Source organism: Pseudomonas gingeri, assembly GCF_013385425.1.
Lineage (GTDB): Bacteria > Pseudomonadota > Gammaproteobacteria > Pseudomonadales > Pseudomonadaceae > Aquipseudomonas > Aquipseudomonas gingeri_D.
Map to the genome: position 1 here is coordinate 40,171 of NZ_JACAQA010000010.1, position 18,526 is coordinate 58,696.

Here is an 18,526-nt window from a genome sequence, read left to right on the forward strand (position 1 = left end):
TGTGAAGCTTTGTTACCGTTAGCGCGATAATCCCTTGGTCGTATGCCCATCACCCTGTTACTTCGTGTCACAATTTACCGTCACCCCAGAGAGCCTTCCATGGACACTTTGCAAAATATGCGCGCCTTCAGTTGCGTGGCCGAAGCCGGCAGTTTCACCGCCGCCGCCGTGCAACTGGACACCACGACGGCCAACGTCTCGCGCGCGGTCTCGGCTCTTGAGGCCCACCTGCAAACCCGCCTGCTCAACCGTACCACCCGGCGTATCGCCCTGACCGAGGCCGGCAAGCGTTATCTGCTGCGTTGCGCGCAGATCCTGGCCTATGTCGAGGAAGCCGAGGCCGAGGCCAGTGACGCCCATGCGCGCCCGGCCGGGCAGTTGAAAGTGCACTCGATGACCGGGGTCGGCCAGCATTTCGTGATCGATGCGATTGCCCGTTATCGCAAGACCCATCCGGACGTGACCTTCGACCTGACCCTGGCCAACCGCGTGCCGGACCTGCTCGACGAGGGGTATGACGTGTCCATCGTGCTGGCCAGCGAGTTGCCGGATTCGGGGTTTGTCTCGCAGCGCCTGGGGATCACCTACAGCATCGTCTGTGCCTCGCCGGCCTATGTCAAAGCCAACGGCTGCGCGCAGCGGCCCAGCGACCTGCTCAACCATGCCTGTTTGCGCCTGGTGAGTCCGGTGATCGCCCTGGACCGCTGGGCCTTCGATGGTCCGGATGGTCAGGAAGTGGTGAACATTGCGACCTCGCCGTTTCTGGTCAACTCCGCCGATGCGATGAAGGCGGCGATCACCAGCGGCATGGGGGTTGGGGTGTTGCCGGTGTATGCGGCGATCGAGGGGCTGCGCAATGGAAGCCTGGTGCGGATGATGCCCAGCTATCGGTCCCAGGAGCTGAATGTGTATGCGATCTATCCGTCGCGCCAGTACCTGGATGCCAAGATCAAGACCTGGGTCGAGCACTTGCGCAGTACATTGCCGGAAATCCTCGCGGGCCATCAGGCCGAGTTGGCGGCGTATGAGTTGAAAAACGTGCGTATCGCCAACTGAATGTTGTTGTAGGAGCGAGCTTGCTCGCGATGGGCGTCAACGATAACGCGGGGCATCTGATACCCCGCGGTGTCTGGACCACCATCGCGAGCAAGCTCGCTCCTACAAAGTCAGAATCCACCGCACAAATCCGACGAAAAATGATAGCGTGCTTGGCATTCCCGCCGTTCGATGAGCCCTGCGATGAAAAAGACCGTACTCGCCTTCAGCCGCGTCACCCCCGCCATGGTCGAGCACCTGCGCCAAGACTTCGAAGTGATTGTCCCCGATCCCAAGCTCGGTGATCTCAACGCTCAGTTCGACGAAGCCCTGCCCCATGCCCACGGCCTGATCGGCGTCGGCCGCAAGCTCGGGCGCGCCCAGTTGGAAAACGCCGCCAAGCTCGAAGTGGTCTCCAGCGTCTCGGTCGGCTACGACAACTATGACGTGGCCTACTTCAACGAACGCGGGATCATGCTCACCAACACCCCCGACGTGCTCACCGAAAGCACCGCCGACCTGGGCTTCGCCCTGCTGATGAGCAGCGCCCGCCGGGTCGCCGAGCTGGACGCCTGGACCAAGGCCGGGCAATGGCAAGCCAGTGTCGGCCCGGCCCTGTTCGGCGGTGATGTGCACGGCAAGACCCTGGGCATCGTCGGCATGGGCAATATCGGCGCCGCCGTGGCCCGCCGTGGTCACCTCGGTTTCAATATGCCGATCCTCTACAGCGGCAACAGCCGCAAGCCGGAACTCGAACAGCAACTCGGCGCCCAGTTCCGCAGCCTCGACGCGCTGCTGGCCGAGTCCGACTTCGTGGTGCTGGTGGTGCCCCTGAGCGACAAGACCCGTCACCTGATCAGCCATCGCGAACTGGGCCTGATGAAGTCGGACGCGATCCTGGTGAACATTTCCCGGGGTCCGGTGGTGGACGAACCGGCACTGATCCAGGCCCTGCAAAACGGCACCCTTCGCGGCGCCGGCCTGGACGTCTACGAGAAGGAACCCCTGGCCGAGTCGCCGTTGTTCCAACTGAAGAACGCCGTGACCCTGCCGCATATCGGCTCCGCCACCCACGAAACCCGCGAAGCCATGGCCAATCGGGCGCTGGCCAACCTGCGCAGCGCCTTGTTGGGCGAGCGCCCGCGCGACCTGGTCAATCCCCAGGTCTGGAAAGGCTGAGCGAACACCGGGCCCGGCTAATCCTGCCGGGCGTCGAGGTCTACCCGGAAAAGCCTGGGCAAGGCCTGGCGCGTGAGGATTCGCAGCCAGTTTTCACGCCGCTTCAGGTACTCACGCTGCAACGCTTCGCCACGGTTCTTGTAGTCCTGCGTGGTCTCGCCTTCCAACGGTTCATAGTCGAAGAACTCGCCAAAGAGCCGGTCGTGCTCGCTGATATGGCTGTTCTTCAGGAACGTCTGCCAGTGACGGTTGCCCATCAATATATTATCCAGCCCTTGTTCGGTTTCGACGTGCAGGACGAGCAGGCGCATGGACTCGACCGCCCTTGGATCAACGGCCCTCGGCGCCACGTCGTCAAGAAACAGCGGCGGCAGGTGCAGATCGCCGAGCTCGGAGACGTACCCCCGAAAACGCTCCTCCGGATACTGGACGTTCTGTCTGTACACCTCATTGTGCAAGGTGAAAAAGCGGAACTCTCCCCGGGCCAGAACAAAGACCCCCAGCTCCGTCTCACTCACCTCGGTCTGACGGCGCGCGAACGCATAAAACGCCTCCAACTCCATCTGCCGGAAAATCTCAAAGGCCGTCGAGTCCCCCAGCCCACCGTAGTGAACGATATCGAATAACCGGGTGCGCAACTCCCGGTCCTGTGCGCCCAAAGAGAGGAGGTACTCCATATGCCTGACCAGGTCGTCGCGAATCGCATCCTTGCTCTCCAGATACAACTCGGGAAGCTTGGCCAATTCCCTGAAAAAAACCAGGAACTCCTCCCCCGAGGCGTCGGACAAGCTCCGCCAGGCCTGCGTAAGCGCCTCGTCGAGGCCTTCCGAATGCCCCCCCAGCCACAGATCGAGCCCCTCCACTTCCGGCACATCAAAACCGAAACGGCTAGAGGGATGACTCAGTTTGAAGTATTGAAGGCGCCGCCGCGTATTGCCTGAAAGCGGGTTGTTGGTCAGCGTCACCGCTACCGGTTCAGCATTCTCGGCCCTGGCGGCCGCGAACCCGGTGAAGACCCGTCCCGAAATATCCCGAATGCGGTTGTTGCTCAAGTCGGCAAAGACCAGTTGGCGCAGCTGCTCGATCCCCTCAGGCAAGGTTTCTATCCGGGTATTGTGCAGATCCAGCTTTCTCAGCAAATGCAGCTCGTCGAGATCGGGTGGATACCCCAGCGGATTGTCACTCAGGTCCAGCTGGACCAGTTCGCTCATGCCGGCCAGGCGCCGATGACCGCCCCGGGGAAAGGCAATGCGGTTATGCGCCAGCTTGAGCCGGCGCAACTCGCGCATCGAGCCTTCCAATACAGGAAAATCGGACAGCCGATTGTGGGACAGATCCAGTTCCTGCAACGACACGAACTGACGCAGGAACTGGTCGAGAAACACCGGCGCCTCGATTTTCATGCTGCGCATCGACAAGCGCGTGACGTGGGAAAAATCGGCCACTCGGGGAAACAACGGAAAGCGACTGACCTCCAGGCGGTCCAGGTTCAGTAGGTAACCGGCTTCTCCACTGTTTTGCGCGGGGGCGCGCAAGGTTTCCCGGCGCCAACACTGCTTGATGCGTTTGGCGAACTGATACAAATGCGCCCGTGATTCAGCGTTATACCTCGTCTGGCGCCAGCGCTTGAGATCGCCTCGGAGTGCGTCCAGCTCCCGAACCCGTTGACGGATCACCCCGTCACGACTGGCGAAATCCTCCCCCAGCAACGCCAACTGTCGAGATGCTTCGGCATAGGAATAGCCCGAATACAGGCCTCTGAAACGCTTCAATTGCCGATTGTGCCGCCCTTCACCACCACTCAGTTCATAGCCGACCCGGCCGTCGGCCAGACGCCGGGGCGGCACGAAACCGGGGATCTCGGGGCGCATGCCCAACAAGCGCTTCGCCCGCCCACGGTCAGCGACCGCCGCACCGGCCAGGTCTCGCCGCAACTGGCTGGCAAACCCGCTGGGGACCAGCGCCCTGCGCGCGGGCTCCGGCAACGCGGCCACTATCGAGGGAATCAGGTTGCGACTCACCGGACGCAGGCCACGACCCTGACCGGCGGCAGGCGCGTAGCCTTCGGCGGACTTGACGATCACTGCCCGCTGGGACGCATCGGCACTGCCCAGGCTGTCGAGCAGCGTCCCCGAGGCCGAGGTCTCGCGGATCTCGATACGCAGGTCGGCCGGCCATCCCGGCAGATGTTCGAGCAGATGCAAGGCCAGCCGGTCGTTGTCGCCATTGATCAAGCTGTCGACCTGAAACCCTTCCAGCGCCCGAGCGAGCCGGACATCCTGAATCCACCAACGCGCCTCTTGCCCCAGCGCCAGGGGCAGCTTGCCGGTTTCCATCTCGCGGATCTGCGGGTCATCGGCCTGCTCGACGATCTCCCGGGCCAGCGGCTCCGGCAGGCTGGGGAAAAGCCGACGAATCAGCGCGGTCGACGGATCGCTGTCAGGCGCCCGGGCCCGCTCAAGCGCATTGCCCAGCAGGCTCTTGAGTGCCTGGGTATCCTCGCGGTTTTTTTCACCCAGCGCCTGCACACGGCTCGCTTCATCCCGTTCGCTGTCACCGAAGAGTGCGAGGCGCTCCTGATCGTTCAACTGTTCGAGCGCCCGGCTCAGCACCTTGTCGAGCTGGCCGGTGCTACCCAGTCGATCGAGGCTGTCACCGACCCGCACATGACTGTCCACCCGCTGCAGCGTATCCATCAGCAGGCCCGGTGCCCGCAAACGGGTCACATGCACCTTGCGCAACTGGTTCTCGCTGACATCACAGATCGCCATCAGTTGTCGCGCCAGCTCATCGGATTGCGCCGCCGCCCGCTCACCCAGCCGCCGAAACAGCTTCAGCCCTTCCCATTCCAGCGGCTGCTCCTGCTCATGCCACCAGGCACCGGCGCCGTTGTGCTCCAGCTCAAGCCGGTAAGCTCCGGGCAAGCGCGGATGCTCGATGCCCCAGTCGTCGAACAGCGGATGCCGGTCGACCTCGAACACCCCGTCATCCAGGGGCAGCCAGGTCTTGTCCTGCCAGCGATACAGCCCCAGCGAATCGGGTTCCAGCTCGGCAGGCAGGTCGACGGGTTGCCGATAGGCCTGCGCCGAATCGTTCCAGGGCCGTATATCACCGTCCTCGGTGCGCCGGTCCGTCAGGGCGTCCCCCGCGTCGCGGCGCAATCGCCCGGCATTGTCCGCGGTCGCATCGTTGATCCCCAGGCGGATCTGATCATCACGGTTCAACGCGCGGTTGAACGCCTTGTAGAAGTTGTCATCGCCCGCCGGGACCGGGCGCTCATCCTGGCTGAGCGTATCGAATACCGCATAACGTCCCTGCCCGTGATGGCGCAGCAACACCTGCTTGCCCGCCGGGTCGGCGGCCACCGACGCCACGGGTTGCCCAGGCCGGACCTCGGTAATCTCCAGGGTCATCCCGAGTTTTTGCCCGAGCAGCGCCGCCATGCCTTCACGGGCCCAGGCATCCGTCGACGCATTCCAGGCCCGGCGGTGATAGATGCCATCGAGCGCCCGCTCCAGGCTCAGGCTTCTGGCTGCTTGCGCGAGCCCATGGCGAGGGCCTTCGGGCAACAGGCCCGAGGTCATGAACCCGGCCCGTTCGGCGCTCGACAATGGCTGGCTGCGCCACCACTCGGCAACCCGCGCGGGGGACAGGTCCGGATGCAAGGTCAAGGTCTGTTCGAGCAACGCCGGTCGCGGCGTGCTCGCCACCGGAAGAAACCTGCGCAGACCCGGCGCCAACTCCGACCGCTCGGACTTCAGCCGCCCCGGATAACGGCTCAGGGCTTCGAACAAGTGGACTCTTTCACGAATGACAAGATCAACCACCCGCCGCCTGAGGATAACGGCCCTGCTCGAAAACGCCTGGTTGGGCGCAACGGGCCGGCTTATCACCGCATCGCTCGGCAACAACCCAAGAATCAACCCCACCGGCCCCAGATCGTGATCGGCGATGGCCTCCGGCGCAGCGTGATCCACATACCCGCCATCCGCCAGACGGCGTATCGAAACATGCAGGTCATGTTCGGCCAGGGTGTCTTTTTTCCCGTAGGCCTCCAGCAGCGTGCCCTCCTGGTCATGAATACTCAGGGCCAGCTCGTCCGGCCAGTCCGGCAATTGCGTCAGCGCCGAGAACAGTGCCCGATCACCTTCCTCCGGCAACGGCAGCCGCGACACCAACGGTGCGCTCAAGGCCTGCAGGGCGCGGTCGGTGTTATGCCGCTTGATGGTGTCGACCAGCGCGGCCGGCGCCGGCTCGCCCGCCCAGACCCGCTGCAGGGTGTGCGAGCGGCTCCCGCTGATCCGGCTCAAGCGGGTCAGCTCCTGGCCGGTCAAGGGCCCGCCGGGCAGCAGTCGCTCGCCCAGTTGGCTAAGGGTCGGCGGCTCGGGGTTGTCCAGTGCCAGCTGCCAACGCTGCAGGTCCGGATCGAAATTCACCGCCGGGCGGAATACGTCGGGGTCCGGATGCACCAGGGTGTATTGCCCGGAGACGGGGTCGTGGGCCAGCTCGAATGCCCGCCGTTCGCCCTCGACCAGAAACTCGCCGTATGGCTTGCCGCCCCGCTCGATCACCCCGGAGGCCCGCACCGCTTCGCCATGCAGCAGACCGATTTTCACGCTGACATAACGGTCCAGCCGGGAAGCCCAGAGGGTATGCTTGCCCGCCACCTGGACCCGGTGCACGGCGCCCAGACAACCCTGCAGTTCCCGGTGACGGCGTATCGACCACTTCACCGCGTTGCGATGAAGGCCCGCGCTGATCAACAGATTGCCGATATCGATGACCGACTGGGCCAGTTGCTCCGGACGCCCTTTCGCCGCTTCCGTCAGGCCCTGGATAAAGTTGTAGCCCAGGCTCCCGAACAGGGCGATCTGCACCACCCGCCCCATGCCGCGCAGCCCGCCCGGCACCGGCAACAGCAACAGGCCGAGCACTTCATCCAGCACCGCACTGGCACCTTCGATAAATGCGCGCCAATCCTGAACCGAGCGTTCGACCGCCAGTTCGTTAAGGTTCTGCTGGTCACGTTGTCGGTAATAGTCTCGCAACGCCTTCGCGGGCGTGCTCGTCAGTTCCAGGTACTTCCACTGGAGTGTTTCGAGCAGCGGCGCCGGAAAAGCCCAATGGAAGGCATCGTAGAGCCCGCCGGTCACGGCGTTCAGCCCTTCCGGGCGTGGATGCTCGGTGACGATATCGCGCACCACGGCCTGCTGCTTGATGCTCAATGGCGCCAGGAACCAGTTGAGGCGCTTTTGCCCATTGTCGTCCTTGAGCTGCTGCTTGAACTCGGTCTCGAACGTTGACCTGTCGCAGTGATAACGCAACGCCCCGCCCAGGCGGTTCGGGTAGTAACTGAAAACACCGTCGAACCGCTCGATTTCGAAGGTGAACAACGGCAGTTCGAGAAAACTGGAGATCACGTCGCTCTCGCCAAAAAGCGCCTTGCCCAGTTGATAGGAGAGGTTGACCTTTTTCAGAATGGCCACGACTTCGTTGTCCGGGAGCCGGATCGATACGGCATTCACCGTCACGCTGTCCGGCGCGCTCCATAAAGCATGGCGCAGGACAGTGAAGGGCGCGTTGGTGACCCCGGTGGCGGCGCCATTGCGATAGGCCTCGTAGGGATGGAACAGGATCTCGGCCCAGGCCATCTGCTCCAGGTGCTGGCCCAGCACGCCCCCCTCGCCCAGCGCCTTGTCCACGCGCGCCTTGAGATCGCGCCCGAAATCCAGGTCGCGGGCGATGCTCACGAAGTCGTGGATCGGCATCATGCTGACCTTGTTGATTTCATGGGGCGGGAAGCCCCATCGATAGCCGGGGCCGGGCCGCTCGTTGATCCAGCTGGCACGCACCTGGTTGGAGCTGAACAGATCGCCGAAGCCGAAGTTGAGGCAGGCCGCCTGCCAGAGCGACAAACTGTAGACATGGGCCAACGGTGCGTTGGAGTCGTAGGCCCGCTTGTTGCGTTGGCCGGGTACCCAACCGCTCTCCTTGAATTCCATGTGCAGGGTGTGGATATAGATCTTGCGGGGGTCCAGGTCGCGCCCGGTGCTTTCGCGCAAGGCTTCACGCAAACGCTTGAGCCCGTCCTGCTCGAAGGTGCTGCCGAGCTTGCGATTCTCGGCTTCGACAGCCTCGGTCATTTTGCTGAGGTAGCGAAACGCGCTGGCATAGGTCAGCCGCTCGACCTCGTTCAGGGGCCCCATCGCCGCGGCGGAAACGGACAACAGATGATTGCCGATGTCCGCGAATCGCCAACTCTTGCGCGAGTGCACAAAACGTTGCTGCTCCTCGATAAGCGATTGGGTCTCAAGCTCGACAGCGGGGTCGGGAAGGGGGTGGGAAGCGTCCATGGTTGCTCTTTTCATTGCTGGAAAAGCCCAGCCTAGCCCTCCCTCCCCGGGCAACGGTTCTAACTAAATACGACAGGGGTCGTGTCACTCAGGGCACTGATCGTCAGCGTGTCGATCCGCGCGTTACGCTCCGGCTCGGGCAACGATTGGAAATCCTCCCGGTAGGCCCGCTCCAGAAACCTGCGCCAGGCAATGTCCGACTTCAGGTAACGATGCAGGCCCGCCGGCTCCGCCGCCGTTTCCATCCGCCGGACATGCTGGACCATGACCTCGAGCTGAGCATCGCTCAACATCACCTGCTCCTTGTAGAAACGTCCGTTGAACAGGTCGGGCAATTCCAGCCGCTCGGCCAACAGCTCCCAATAAGCCCGGTAAACACCCAGATCGGCGACCTTGTTCCAGAGCACCTGCAAGCGGAACTTGCCTTTGAGCAAGCGCAGCAGCCGGGCCTGGGCCGTGGCCTTGTCGACCTCGTTCAAGGCCTGGCGGCAGAGCACCGCGAACTCCAGTTCGTTGAACACCCGCAACCTGCCCGTCCCCTCGGCCGTCAACACCAGTTGCCGGATAAACAGCTGTTCGCAAAAATCCGCGCTTTCGGCTATCGCCTCGAGCACCCGCCAGACACGTTGAGTCAGATCTCTGCGCACAGCGGAAAACTGCGGATCATAGAAGGTCGCCAAGGCGCTCAATTGCTCCAGGAAGTCGAAGAATGCATCGGCGTCCGGATCATCCCTGAGCCGTTGCCAGATCCAGTTCTGCTCATCGCTACGCTCCACGGCCGAGCCCCAGGCTTCGATACCGACAGGCCCTGAAAGCTCGGCGATGGCCAGCCCGAAGGTAATGCCCTCGCCCTTTTGTTTGCGGGCATCGACCGATAGTTTGGCCAGCGCGTCCTGCTCCAGCGGATTACCCTCCAGATGCACGCCACGCTTGAGCAGCCGCGGAGCCGAGAGCAGGGTATCGGGTACCTGGCGGATCCGGTTATGGGCCAGGTTCATGTAGGCCAGGCTCTTGAGAAAGACCGTACCCGAGGGCCATGAATCCATGCCGGTCCGGCTCAGGTTCAGTGACTGCAAGTCGGACAGGGCACCGAAATCGGGGAGCAGCTTCAGTGGATTCCCGCGCAAGTTCAGTATTTTCAAGCTTTTCAGCCCGACCAGTTGCAAGGCCGCAGGCTCGGTCAGGACAATCTGGTTTTCCTCCAGGTCGAGTTCTTCCAGCGCCTTCATCTGGCCAATCTCAGGGGGCAGACGCTTGAGGCCGGCGCCATACAGGCGCAGGTGCTTCAAGGCAGGAAACGCGCTCAGGAACGCATTCACATAGCTGATCTCAAGGTTCATGTCGCGCACCAGCAGTTGGGTAACGTGCCTGAACGACACACTGAGCCTGGGCATCTGCTCGACCGCAAAGCCTTCGAGCAGCAACAGGCCGCCCAGCAGATTGCGGCTTTCCCAGCGCCAGCAACGCCTGATCCGCGACGCCATGGCCATGCGCATCCTGAAGTTCACGTCCCATGCCATTCCGTCCGCGCCGCGCGGGGCATCGACCCAGGTCACCAGCTCGTTTTTCAACGTGATGTAGTCGCGCTCCAACGCCTCGACCGCCCGCCGTTGCTCCGCGCTGGTGCTACCTGCCGCGCGCAGCAGGTCGAACAACTCCTGATTGGTGGCACCGCGATAGAGTTTTTTCAACCGGCCAAACAGCTCCACCCCTGGCAGGCTTCGGCCGCGCCCGCTCAGCGCGAGGCCAATCTGACCGCTGCGCTGGCGCACCAGACGGCGCGGCAGTGAGGCCCAGGGCGGAGCGGGACGCAAGCCGAGCCGTTGGCGCAGTTCGGCGCGCTGGCGAATCGCCTGCTGGCTGATCAGGTTTTTCAACAGCGCCTCCGGTCCTTGCGCGCCTCCCCAGGGCAAGCGGGCGGGCAGATCCTGGACCACGCGGGACAAGGCCAGCAGCAGGTCGCTTTGCGCCGTGCCCTGTCGGGAAACCTGCTCGCCCTCGACGATAAACGACTCATAACCGTCGGGCCGCTTGACCACTACGCGTCGCTTGTCGATATCGGCGCTGCCGCTGCTCTCCAGCAGCGGACCGTCGACGCCCGTCTCGCGGATTTCGATCCGCGCCTGCTCCGGCCAACCCGGCAGGGCCTTGAGTACCACCAACAAGACCTGATCGCTATGGGCATTGCTCAAGCCGTCGGGGCTCAAACCCATGAGGGCCCGGCCCAGGAGAGCTTCCTCGCACCACCAGTGGGCCTCTTCGGCCAACGCCAGCGGTATACGTCGCGAGTCGGTGATCAGCTGACGTTGCCATGATTCGCTGTGCTCCAGTATCTCCTCGGCCACCCCGCCAGGCAGGTCGGCAAAAACCTGTTCCAGCAGTCTCGGCAAAGGCTTCGCCGCTTGGCCGCGCTGGCCGGACAGACCATCGGCCAGCGCCTGCCTGACCCGTCGCGGATCACTCGCCAGGCGACGCAGCAGGTAGCCGACCAACTGGTTTCCCGACAAGCCCGGATCGAGGGCCAGCCACAGATCATCCGCGGAGCCGAGACCATTGAGCGCCGTTTTGAACAACGCCGGCAGTTCCGCCGAGCGCCAGGTCAGCGAGGCGATATTCCGCTCGATATCCAGGTAATCCCTGAAGCGCTGCATGACCGACAGCAGGAAGGCCGGAGGTCGTTGATTGCAGAAAATCGTCTGGCGCAACAGGCTGTCGGAGGTATCGCTCACCGCCAGTATCTGCCGCGCGACCGTCTCGGAAAACGATGCCGCCTGCCCACCCAGGCGACGAAACGCCGTCGGCCCCTCCCACTCCAGCGGGTCTTCGAACTCGTGCCACCAGGCACTGGCGTCGTTATGTTCCAGGCGCGGTGTATAGGCCCCCGGCAGATCGGCGGGGTTGATTCGCCAATCCTCGGGCAACCCCGTGTTTTCAATGCGATAAAGGCCGCCCTCAAGCGACAGGTAGGTGTTGTCGCCCTGGCGATAGAGACCGGCGGCGTCGGGGATCAGGGTCGACGGCAGGGCGACCGCCTCCCGGTAATGCTCGATCGGCAGCAAGATACGCCCGTCAGCCGCCCGCCGGCGCTCCAGGACATTGGCGAGCAGGGTTTGCAGGGCCTTCACATCGGTCGCCGAAGTGACACCCAACTGGCTCAGCTCATGGGGTTTGAACAGCGCCGCCAGGGCGAGATAGAAGCTGTCGTGGGTCGGGCTGGTGCTGACCCGTGGACACAGGGCCGTTCCCAGTTGTTCCCGGACCAGCAACTCACCGGCCAGTTGCAACCATTGATCGGTATCGCGGTGGAACGAGCGAGCCTGATGGATTCCGTCCAGCGCACGACCCAGGCGGGTCATGGCTTGCGCATCGGCCAATGCCCGGGCATGGGTGCCGGATAATTCGCCGTGCTCCAGCAGCCGTTGGCGCTGAAGCGGCTCCAAGGGCATACGCCGTAGATATTCGGCGATGCGCGCCAGCGACAGCGCGGGGTACAAGGCGTGGAGCTTGAGCACCAGCGACGGCAGGGACGGCGCGACCAGCGACAGGTAATGGCGGGCGGGTGCCAGCGAGGCGGAGCGGTCCATGCCGTCGTGGGCGCCAAGCATCTCGAACAACGCCTGGCGTTCAAGCCGGGCCAGGGCGTTGACCTGCTGGCGTATCGCCTTGTTCCACTGGCGACGGACAAAGGGCTGGAAGTCGCCCTTGAGCGGGCAACCGTCGGGCAACAGGCCGAGGATCAGTGCCTGTACCCCCTCTTCATGGGCGAGACCGTCGGAAAGCAGCAGTGGATCGGCCGGCTGCTCGATATACCCGCCCTCTTCCAGGCGCCGGATCGCCACCCGGTGCTCGAAGTCGGCCGGCCGCGCCTGCCGGCCATGGACCGCCAGCAACTCGCCCCCGGGCCCATGGATAAACAACCCGGTGGTTTCGGGCCAATCGGACAAGCGCGGCAGCAGGCAGAACAGCACACGCTCGGCATCCGCCGGCAAGCTCAGCCGCGCATCACGGCTGCCGATCAAGGCATCGAGGCCCGCGTCGATCTGTCGGCGGCGCTCGGCCTCGACCAGCGACGCCGGGGGCAGCCCGCCCGCCCAGACCTCTTCCAGCGCCTCACGGCGAACACCGCTGATGGTCAACAGCGTCTCGGCCTCTTCGGCATTCCCCTGGACCATCATCCGTTCCAGCCAACGGGCATCGCTCAGGGTATGGCTGTCATCCAGGTCCGGCTTCCAGCATCGCTCTTTCCGGTCATAGCGCATGGCCGGACGAAATCCCGACGGGTCGGGCGCAACCGCCACATAACGCTTGAGCACGGCATCGTATTCCAACCTGACCTGAATCGGTCCGCCGGGCTCGCGCACCTCGCCGAACAGTACCCCGCCCTCCTCGAAAAGCCCGCGCTCATCGGCGGCAAAGCGTTCCCGCAGCCCTCGCACGGAAACCCCATAGCCGCTCAGGTCGACCTTCCACAGCCGGGGCGGGCCCTGGGCCGCCGTCACCTTGCGCCAACGTCCGACCTCCAGGGACAAGGCCTGCAGCCGCCGCTCCAGGACCTGTCCGGCATAACCGAGCGCCGCCCCGGTCAGGATCGCCATGCCGACGCTGGCCAGCGCTTGCCCCAGCGCCTTGGGACGCCCCTGGAAAGTCGCCAGGATGCCATCGGCCAATTCCACGCCCAACTGGGCGAACATGGTCACCGCGAGTATCCTCCCCAGGATCCCGAAACCGCCCGGCACCGGCAGCATCAGGACATTGAGCAGCAGGTGCATGACTTCAAGGAAGCCCTCCTTGACGGCTTGCAGATCGTGTTCGGTCTTGGAGACCGCGATCGCTTCGGTATTCAAGCGAAAACGCCAGGCATAGAACTCGGCCAAGGCCTGGCCGGGGCTGAAATCGGCAAGCGTATCGCCATACGCGAAAGCCAGGTCCTCAACCCCGCCCCCCGACCAGATCCACTTGTAGAGGTCCTCGAAGGTCGACATCCAGGTGAGGCGCCTGGGCTTGGGGTGATCCTTGAGCCACTGCCAGAACTGATGCTGCTGCTTGAACGCCAGCGACGAGATCAACCAGCCCAATTGCCCGCTGCTGCTGTCTTTTTCCAGTTGCGCCTTGAAGTCCTGCTCGAACGCCGCTCTTGAATCGTGGTAACGCAAGGCTCCCCCGGGACGGTCGACGCAATAGCTGTAAAGACCCGACTGGCCCGACACCTCGAAGACTTGCAGGGGCAGGTAGATCAGTTGCAGGGGCTCGTGCTCGACCTCGAACAGATGCAGCAACGCGCTTTCGACGGACTCCAGCACCCGGTCCAGGCGCGCCTGCAGGCCGCCGGTCAGGCGCAGCGCGACATAGGCGCCCTTGAGTCGGGGACGCGCCGTCGCCAGTTCGTCCCGCAAGGCGACGAAGGCGCCGTAGCTCAGGCCGGTGAGAGTCGGCTGGCGGGCCGCGTCGTACAGCGCAAAGTGAATCTGCGCATGAGCAAACGCCAGTATCGACTGATACAACCGCCCTTCCACGGCCATGGCTCGCGCCACATGGGGCTTGAGCACGGCGCCCAGATTGAGCTCGCGGACGATCCGGACAAACACCTCCGTCGCCAGCAGCCAGCGTCGATCGGAGATATCGACTTTTTTGTCGAAGGAAATCCAGCGCCGCTTGAGGTTGGCGTAGCTGGAATCGGAGAAGGCGAAATTCAGGCAGGCGGCCTGCCACAAGGTCATGGTCGAGACCGTGACCGTGCCGATGCGCCGCTCGAACGACTCCACCTGCACCGGCGGGCCTTCAGCCACGGGTTGCCGGACAGCCGCCGCCGAATCGATCACGGTGTGCAGATAGGTGGTCTGCGGGTCGAGGTCCAGGCCCGAGGCTTCCCGCAGGCGTTCGCGCAGCTTGGCCAGACCGGCCTTTTCGAAGGTGTCGACCACCTTGTGGCTCTCCTCGTCGAGGGTCGCCCGGGCCTCCATCAACCGGCGATAGCAGCCCAGCCAGGTGCGCTGTTCGGCTTCATGCAGCGGCCCCATGGCCGCCTTGAACGAAATCGCCAGTTGCTCGACGACCTGCTGTCGCGCCCAGCTTTCCTCGCTGTGCAGCAGGTCGCCGTCGCGCTGCATGAACCCCGCCAACAAGGGATCGTCGACCTCGGCGGGAGGCGGAGGCTCATCCCCCGGGTCGACAGCGGTGCCTGGTTCAACTGATCGGTTCATGGCCTGTCCTTCCTGATACGCCGTGGAAAGCGTCAGGTTATCGGGCCATGGAGCGGCGGCTGATCTACATAAATCTGCTGTCCGTCAGGCCATCCTGGCCGACGTCGGCCGCGGCACGGCCCTTGGCTTGCGGAACACCAGCACGTTGCCCGCCATCACCGCCACCAGCCCGAGCAGGGCCGGCGCGCTCCAGTGATACCCCTCGGCATAGGCCGAGACATTCAGCGCCACCAGCGGAAACAGCACCGTGCAGTAGGCCGCGCGCTCCGGCCCCATGCGCCCGACCAGGGTCAGGTAGGCGGTGAAGCCGATCACCGAGCCCGGAATCACCAGGTACAGCAAGGAGCCGATATAGCGGATGTTCCATTCCATCGCGAACGGGATGCCCTGGACCAGGCAGTAGACCGCCAGCATCGTCGCGCCGTAGAGCATGCCCCAGGCGTTGGTGGTCAGCGGCTTGAGCCCGGCCTTCTGCTGCAGGCTGGACAACAGGTTGCCGGCCGAGAAAAACAGCGTGCCGAGCAAGGCCAACCCCAGGCCCAGCAGGGTGTGCGGGCCGGCAGTGTGCCCGGAGAGTTCCGGCCAGAACAGCAAACCGAGTCCGAGCAGGCCAAGAGCGCCGCCCATCAGCACATTGCGGGCAATCTTCTGCTTGAAGAACACCCGGGCATTGAGGGCATTCCACAAGGTCGCGGTGGAAAACACCACCGCCACCAGGCCGCTGGGCACCCACTGGCTGGCGGTGAGGAAACACATGAAGTTCAGGCAGAACAGGCACAGGCCCTGGGCCAGGCAGATCAGGTGACCGCGGCGGTTCATCGGTTGCAGGCGGCGACTGAGCAGCAGCAGGACGAACAGCACCAGCGCCGCCAGGCCGAAGCGATAGACGATGGAAACCGGAATCGCCACCACCCCCAGTTGCAGTTTCAGGGCGATCCAGGTGGTGCCCCAGATCAATACGGTCAGCAGGTAGAGAAACAGGTTCATGCGGCAGACTCCAGAAGACAGGCTTCAGTGTCTGCGGACAAGCCGCTCCCGCGCTTGCAAAAACTTGCGCTTTTATCGGCCCGCGACTGCCAGGGCATTACGCGACGGAGTAGGATGCAAGGCGTTGGAGAACAGACCATGCCCGCACTGGATACCCTACAAGTCTTTCAAGCCCTGAACCGCTCGCCCCATTCGCGCCTGGAGCACAGCGCGGAGCTCGGTGACGGTTTGGCCGCGGCGTTGTGGAGCAACCACCACGACGCCCAGGACTACGAGGCGCCCGGTCATCACACCCTGTCCTGCTACATTGCCGGCGGTACCGGGACCTTTCGCCGTGACCGCCCGGACACCAAGGGCGGCCCGGACAAGCTGTGTATCCTGCCCGCCGAACATCAGTCCGGTTGGGTGATCAACGGCAGTATTCGCCTGGCTCACCTGTATTTCAGCCCGGAACAGTTTGCGCTCGGTTGTGTGACGCTGTTGGACCGTGAGCCCCGTGAGCTGCAGTTGCAGGAACATACTTTTCTGGATGACCCGCAGCAGGCCCTGCGCTTTCGCCAACTGATCAGCCTGGACTGGGATGAACCGGGAGAGCGCCTGCTCAGCAGCAGCCTGGCCCATGAGTTGCTCGGCCATACGTTGCTCAATCAGGTGGGGATGCGCCAGGGCTTGCGATTGAAAGGCGGTTTGGCGGCGCATCAGCGACGGCTGTTGGTGGAGTGCATCGACAGCCGCTTGGACCAGCCGTTGAGCCTGGGTGAGTTGGCCGGGTTGTGCGCGCTGTCGGAATACCACTTTGCGCGGATGTTTCGTACCAGCTTCGGCTTGCCGCCCCATCAATATGTACTGGCGCGGCGCCTGGAGCGGGCGCGGCTGCTGTTGCGCGGTAGCGGGCAACCACTTGGGGAGATTGCCCTGGCGTGCGGGTTTGCCAGTGCCAGTCATTTCGCCAATCGGTTTCGCCAGGTGCTGGGCGCAACGCCCGGCGAGTACCGGCAAGCCTTCGCGCACTAAAGCCGAACACCGTCCCTGTGGCAACCCCATTCCGGTAGGAGCGTGGCTTGCCCGCGAAGCTTTTGGCGATCTCAGGGGCCTCTTCGCGGGCAAGCCCTGCTCCTACAGGTTATGCGGTGTTTTCAAGATGCCGTTTTTTCAGTCAACCTTGTTGGCCAACGCCGTCACCACCTGGTCCTCCACCGCCTTGACCTGCCGCCCACCGACCAGGTAGTTGTTGCTCAGCATGGCGAACACCAGCAGCCGCCCATCACGGCTGGTGACATAACCGGCCAGCGACGACACACCGCCCATGCTACCGGTCTTGGCATGCAGGTTGTTCGCCGCCGCCGTACCATGCAGGCGTTTGCGCAGGGTGCCGCCGATCATCCGCTCGGAATTACCGGCAACCGGCAACGCCGCATACCAGGCCTGGAACCAGGGGCGACTGCGCGCCACCAGCAGCAAATCGCTGAGGGTCTGCGCCGACACCTGGTTACGCCGTGACAAACCGGAACCATCGAACTGCAGCAACTGCGCCGACGCCACCCCGTGCCCCTGCAGGAATCCGTTGACCGCCGCCACACCTGCCGCCGCCGTGCCCTCATGGGCGGTCTTGCGGCCCATGGACTTGAGCAGGATCTCCGCCATATTGTTGTTCGACAACTTGAGCAGCGGCGACATCAGCTCCGCGAGGACCGGCGACTGGTGCTCGACCAGCGGCTGCGCCGCAGCCGGCGTGGCAACACCCAGCAAGCTGCCGCCTTCCACCGCGATCCCCTGCTGGAGCAGGGCGCTGCGGAACAGATCGGCCACCAGCCCGGTCGGCTCCCAGACGCTGACCTGGGCAATGCGCTCCGCGCCCTTGGGCAACGCGCCGTCAATGCGCAACAGGTTGCCACCATGGCCGCGACTGACCACCAGCGGACCGCCACGGCCCGTCGTGGCCCGGTTGAGCACGTTCATGTAGTGGTTGGCCGGGGTGAAGCTGACCCGAACCGGCTGGCGCGCGGCGCCACCGGCACGCACATTCACCAGGATCGAACCGACATCGAGGTCCGCGTTCGGCGACACGCTCAGCGCGGAAATCTGCGCCGCAAAATACTGTTGCTCGTCATCGGCGGACCAATCGACCCCCAGCCGTTCGTGGTCGAAGGCGGTGTCATCGAGGATCAGCCGTCCGCGAACCCGCGTGATGCCTTTACGCGCCAGCCCGGCCGCCAGGGCCTGGTAGTCTTCCTGGCGCATGCTCGGGTCGCCCGTGCCGCGCAGGTACAGGTCGCCGTTCAGCACGTTGCCCTGCTGCACACCGGTGCTCAACAGGGTGGTGGAAAACCGATAATCGGCACCGAGGATTTCCATCGCCGCCGCCGTGGTCACCAACTTCAGGCTGGAAGCCGGAATCAGGCGGAATTGCGGATTGTATTCACACACCAGTTTGCCGGTGTTCGCCTCGCGTATCACCAGCGAGGTCATCGCGCCTTGCAGCGCCGGGGCGCGCAGGACACTGTCGAGCCCGGCGCAAAAAGCCGAGCGTGGCAACGGCAATGGTAACTGCGCTGCTTGCAGGACCACCGTCCGGGCCGGCTCGGGAGCCTTCGGCGCCTTGCTCGAACAGGCCGCCAACAGTACGCATAACGCCAACGCGACGCCCTTGCCCATGAAACCCTGTACCGAATTCATCTTCCGCCTCGAACTCAACCAATAAACACACAATAGCCGCTACCCGCGACTCATCACTCAGGAGGCACGTAAGAACAAGGTACTTAGCGAGTCAAC

The 18,526-nt window shown here is 63.9% G+C and carries 7 protein-coding genes; 3 read left to right on the plus strand and 4 right to left on the minus strand.

The features are described from left to right. Positions 1–99 precede the first annotated feature (99 nt). Together HX830_RS15405 and HX830_RS15410 are read left to right on the plus strand one after the other, a co-directional pair. Entirely contained in the window at positions 100–1,056 is a 957-nt protein-coding gene (locus HX830_RS15405) for a LysR family transcriptional regulator (protein ID WP_152740008.1), read from the plus strand. A 183-nt stretch (positions 1,057–1,239) separates the two neighbouring features. After that, positions 1,240–2,214: a 2-hydroxyacid dehydrogenase gene (locus HX830_RS15410; RefSeq protein WP_103496597.1), complete on the plus strand. Its 975-nt coding sequence runs from the start codon at positions 1,240–1,242 to the stop codon at positions 2,212–2,214. Between the two features lie 17 nt (positions 2,215–2,231). Here HX830_RS15410 and HX830_RS15415 read toward each other — a convergent pair whose 3' ends face one another. The 3 genes from HX830_RS15415 to HX830_RS15425 all read right to left on the minus strand — a co-directional run bounded on the left by HX830_RS15415 (position 2,232) and on the right by HX830_RS15425 (position 15,754). Continuing rightward, on the minus strand, positions 2,232–8,567 hold the full coding sequence (locus tag HX830_RS15415) for an NEL-type E3 ubiquitin ligase domain-containing protein (protein WP_177101040.1): 6,336 nt from the start codon (positions 8,565–8,567) through the stop codon (positions 2,232–2,234). A gap of 59 nt (positions 8,568–8,626) precedes the next feature. Then, complete coding sequence (locus tag HX830_RS15420) at positions 8,627–14,767, minus strand: NEL-type E3 ubiquitin ligase domain-containing protein (RefSeq protein WP_177101042.1); 6,141 nt, start codon at positions 14,765–14,767, stop codon at positions 8,627–8,629. An 84-nt stretch (positions 14,768–14,851) separates the two neighbouring features. Next, positions 14,852–15,754 (minus strand): DMT family transporter, encoded by a 903-nt coding sequence (locus HX830_RS15425; protein WP_152740012.1) that lies wholly within the window; start codon positions 15,752–15,754, stop codon positions 14,852–14,854. A gap of 138 nt (positions 15,755–15,892) precedes the next feature. Between HX830_RS15425 and HX830_RS15430 the strand changes: the two genes are divergently transcribed. Next, entirely contained in the window at positions 15,893–16,768 is an 876-nt protein-coding gene (locus tag HX830_RS15430; RefSeq protein ID WP_103496594.1) for a helix-turn-helix domain-containing protein, read from the plus strand. A gap of 138 nt (positions 16,769–16,906) precedes the next feature. On the opposite strand, the gene dacB is transcribed toward HX830_RS15430, so the two are convergent. Continuing rightward, positions 16,907–18,430 (minus strand): D-alanyl-D-alanine carboxypeptidase/D-alanyl-D-alanine endopeptidase, encoded by a 1,524-nt coding sequence (dacB, locus tag HX830_RS15435; RefSeq protein WP_152740013.1) that lies wholly within the window; start codon positions 18,428–18,430, stop codon positions 16,907–16,909. Between the last annotated feature and the right edge of the window lie 96 nt (positions 18,431–18,526).

What these genes read in the sequence shown, in the direction of transcription:
- dacB (WP_152740013.1), bottom strand. Translation starts at nt 18,430, where the DNA reads ATGAATTCGGTACAGGGTTTCATGGGCAAGGGCGTCGCGTTGGCGTTA.
- HX830_RS15425 (WP_152740012.1), bottom strand. Translation starts at nt 15,754, where the DNA reads ATGAACCTGTTTCTCTACCTGCTGACCGTATTGATCTGGGGCACCACC.
- HX830_RS15405 (WP_152740008.1), top strand. Translation starts at nt 100, where the DNA reads ATGGACACTTTGCAAAATATGCGCGCCTTCAGTTGCGTGGCCGAAGCC.
- HX830_RS15430 (WP_103496594.1), top strand. Translation starts at nt 15,893, where the DNA reads ATGCCCGCACTGGATACCCTACAAGTCTTTCAAGCCCTGAACCGCTCG.
- HX830_RS15420 (WP_177101042.1), bottom strand. Translation starts at nt 14,767, where the DNA reads ATGAACCGATCAGTTGAACCAGGCACCGCTGTCGACCCGGGGGATGAG.
- HX830_RS15415 (WP_177101040.1), bottom strand. Translation starts at nt 8,567, where the DNA reads ATGGACGCTTCCCACCCCCTTCCCGACCCCGCTGTCGAGCTTGAGACC.
- HX830_RS15410 (WP_103496597.1), top strand. Translation starts at nt 1,240, where the DNA reads ATGAAAAAGACCGTACTCGCCTTCAGCCGCGTCACCCCCGCCATGGTC.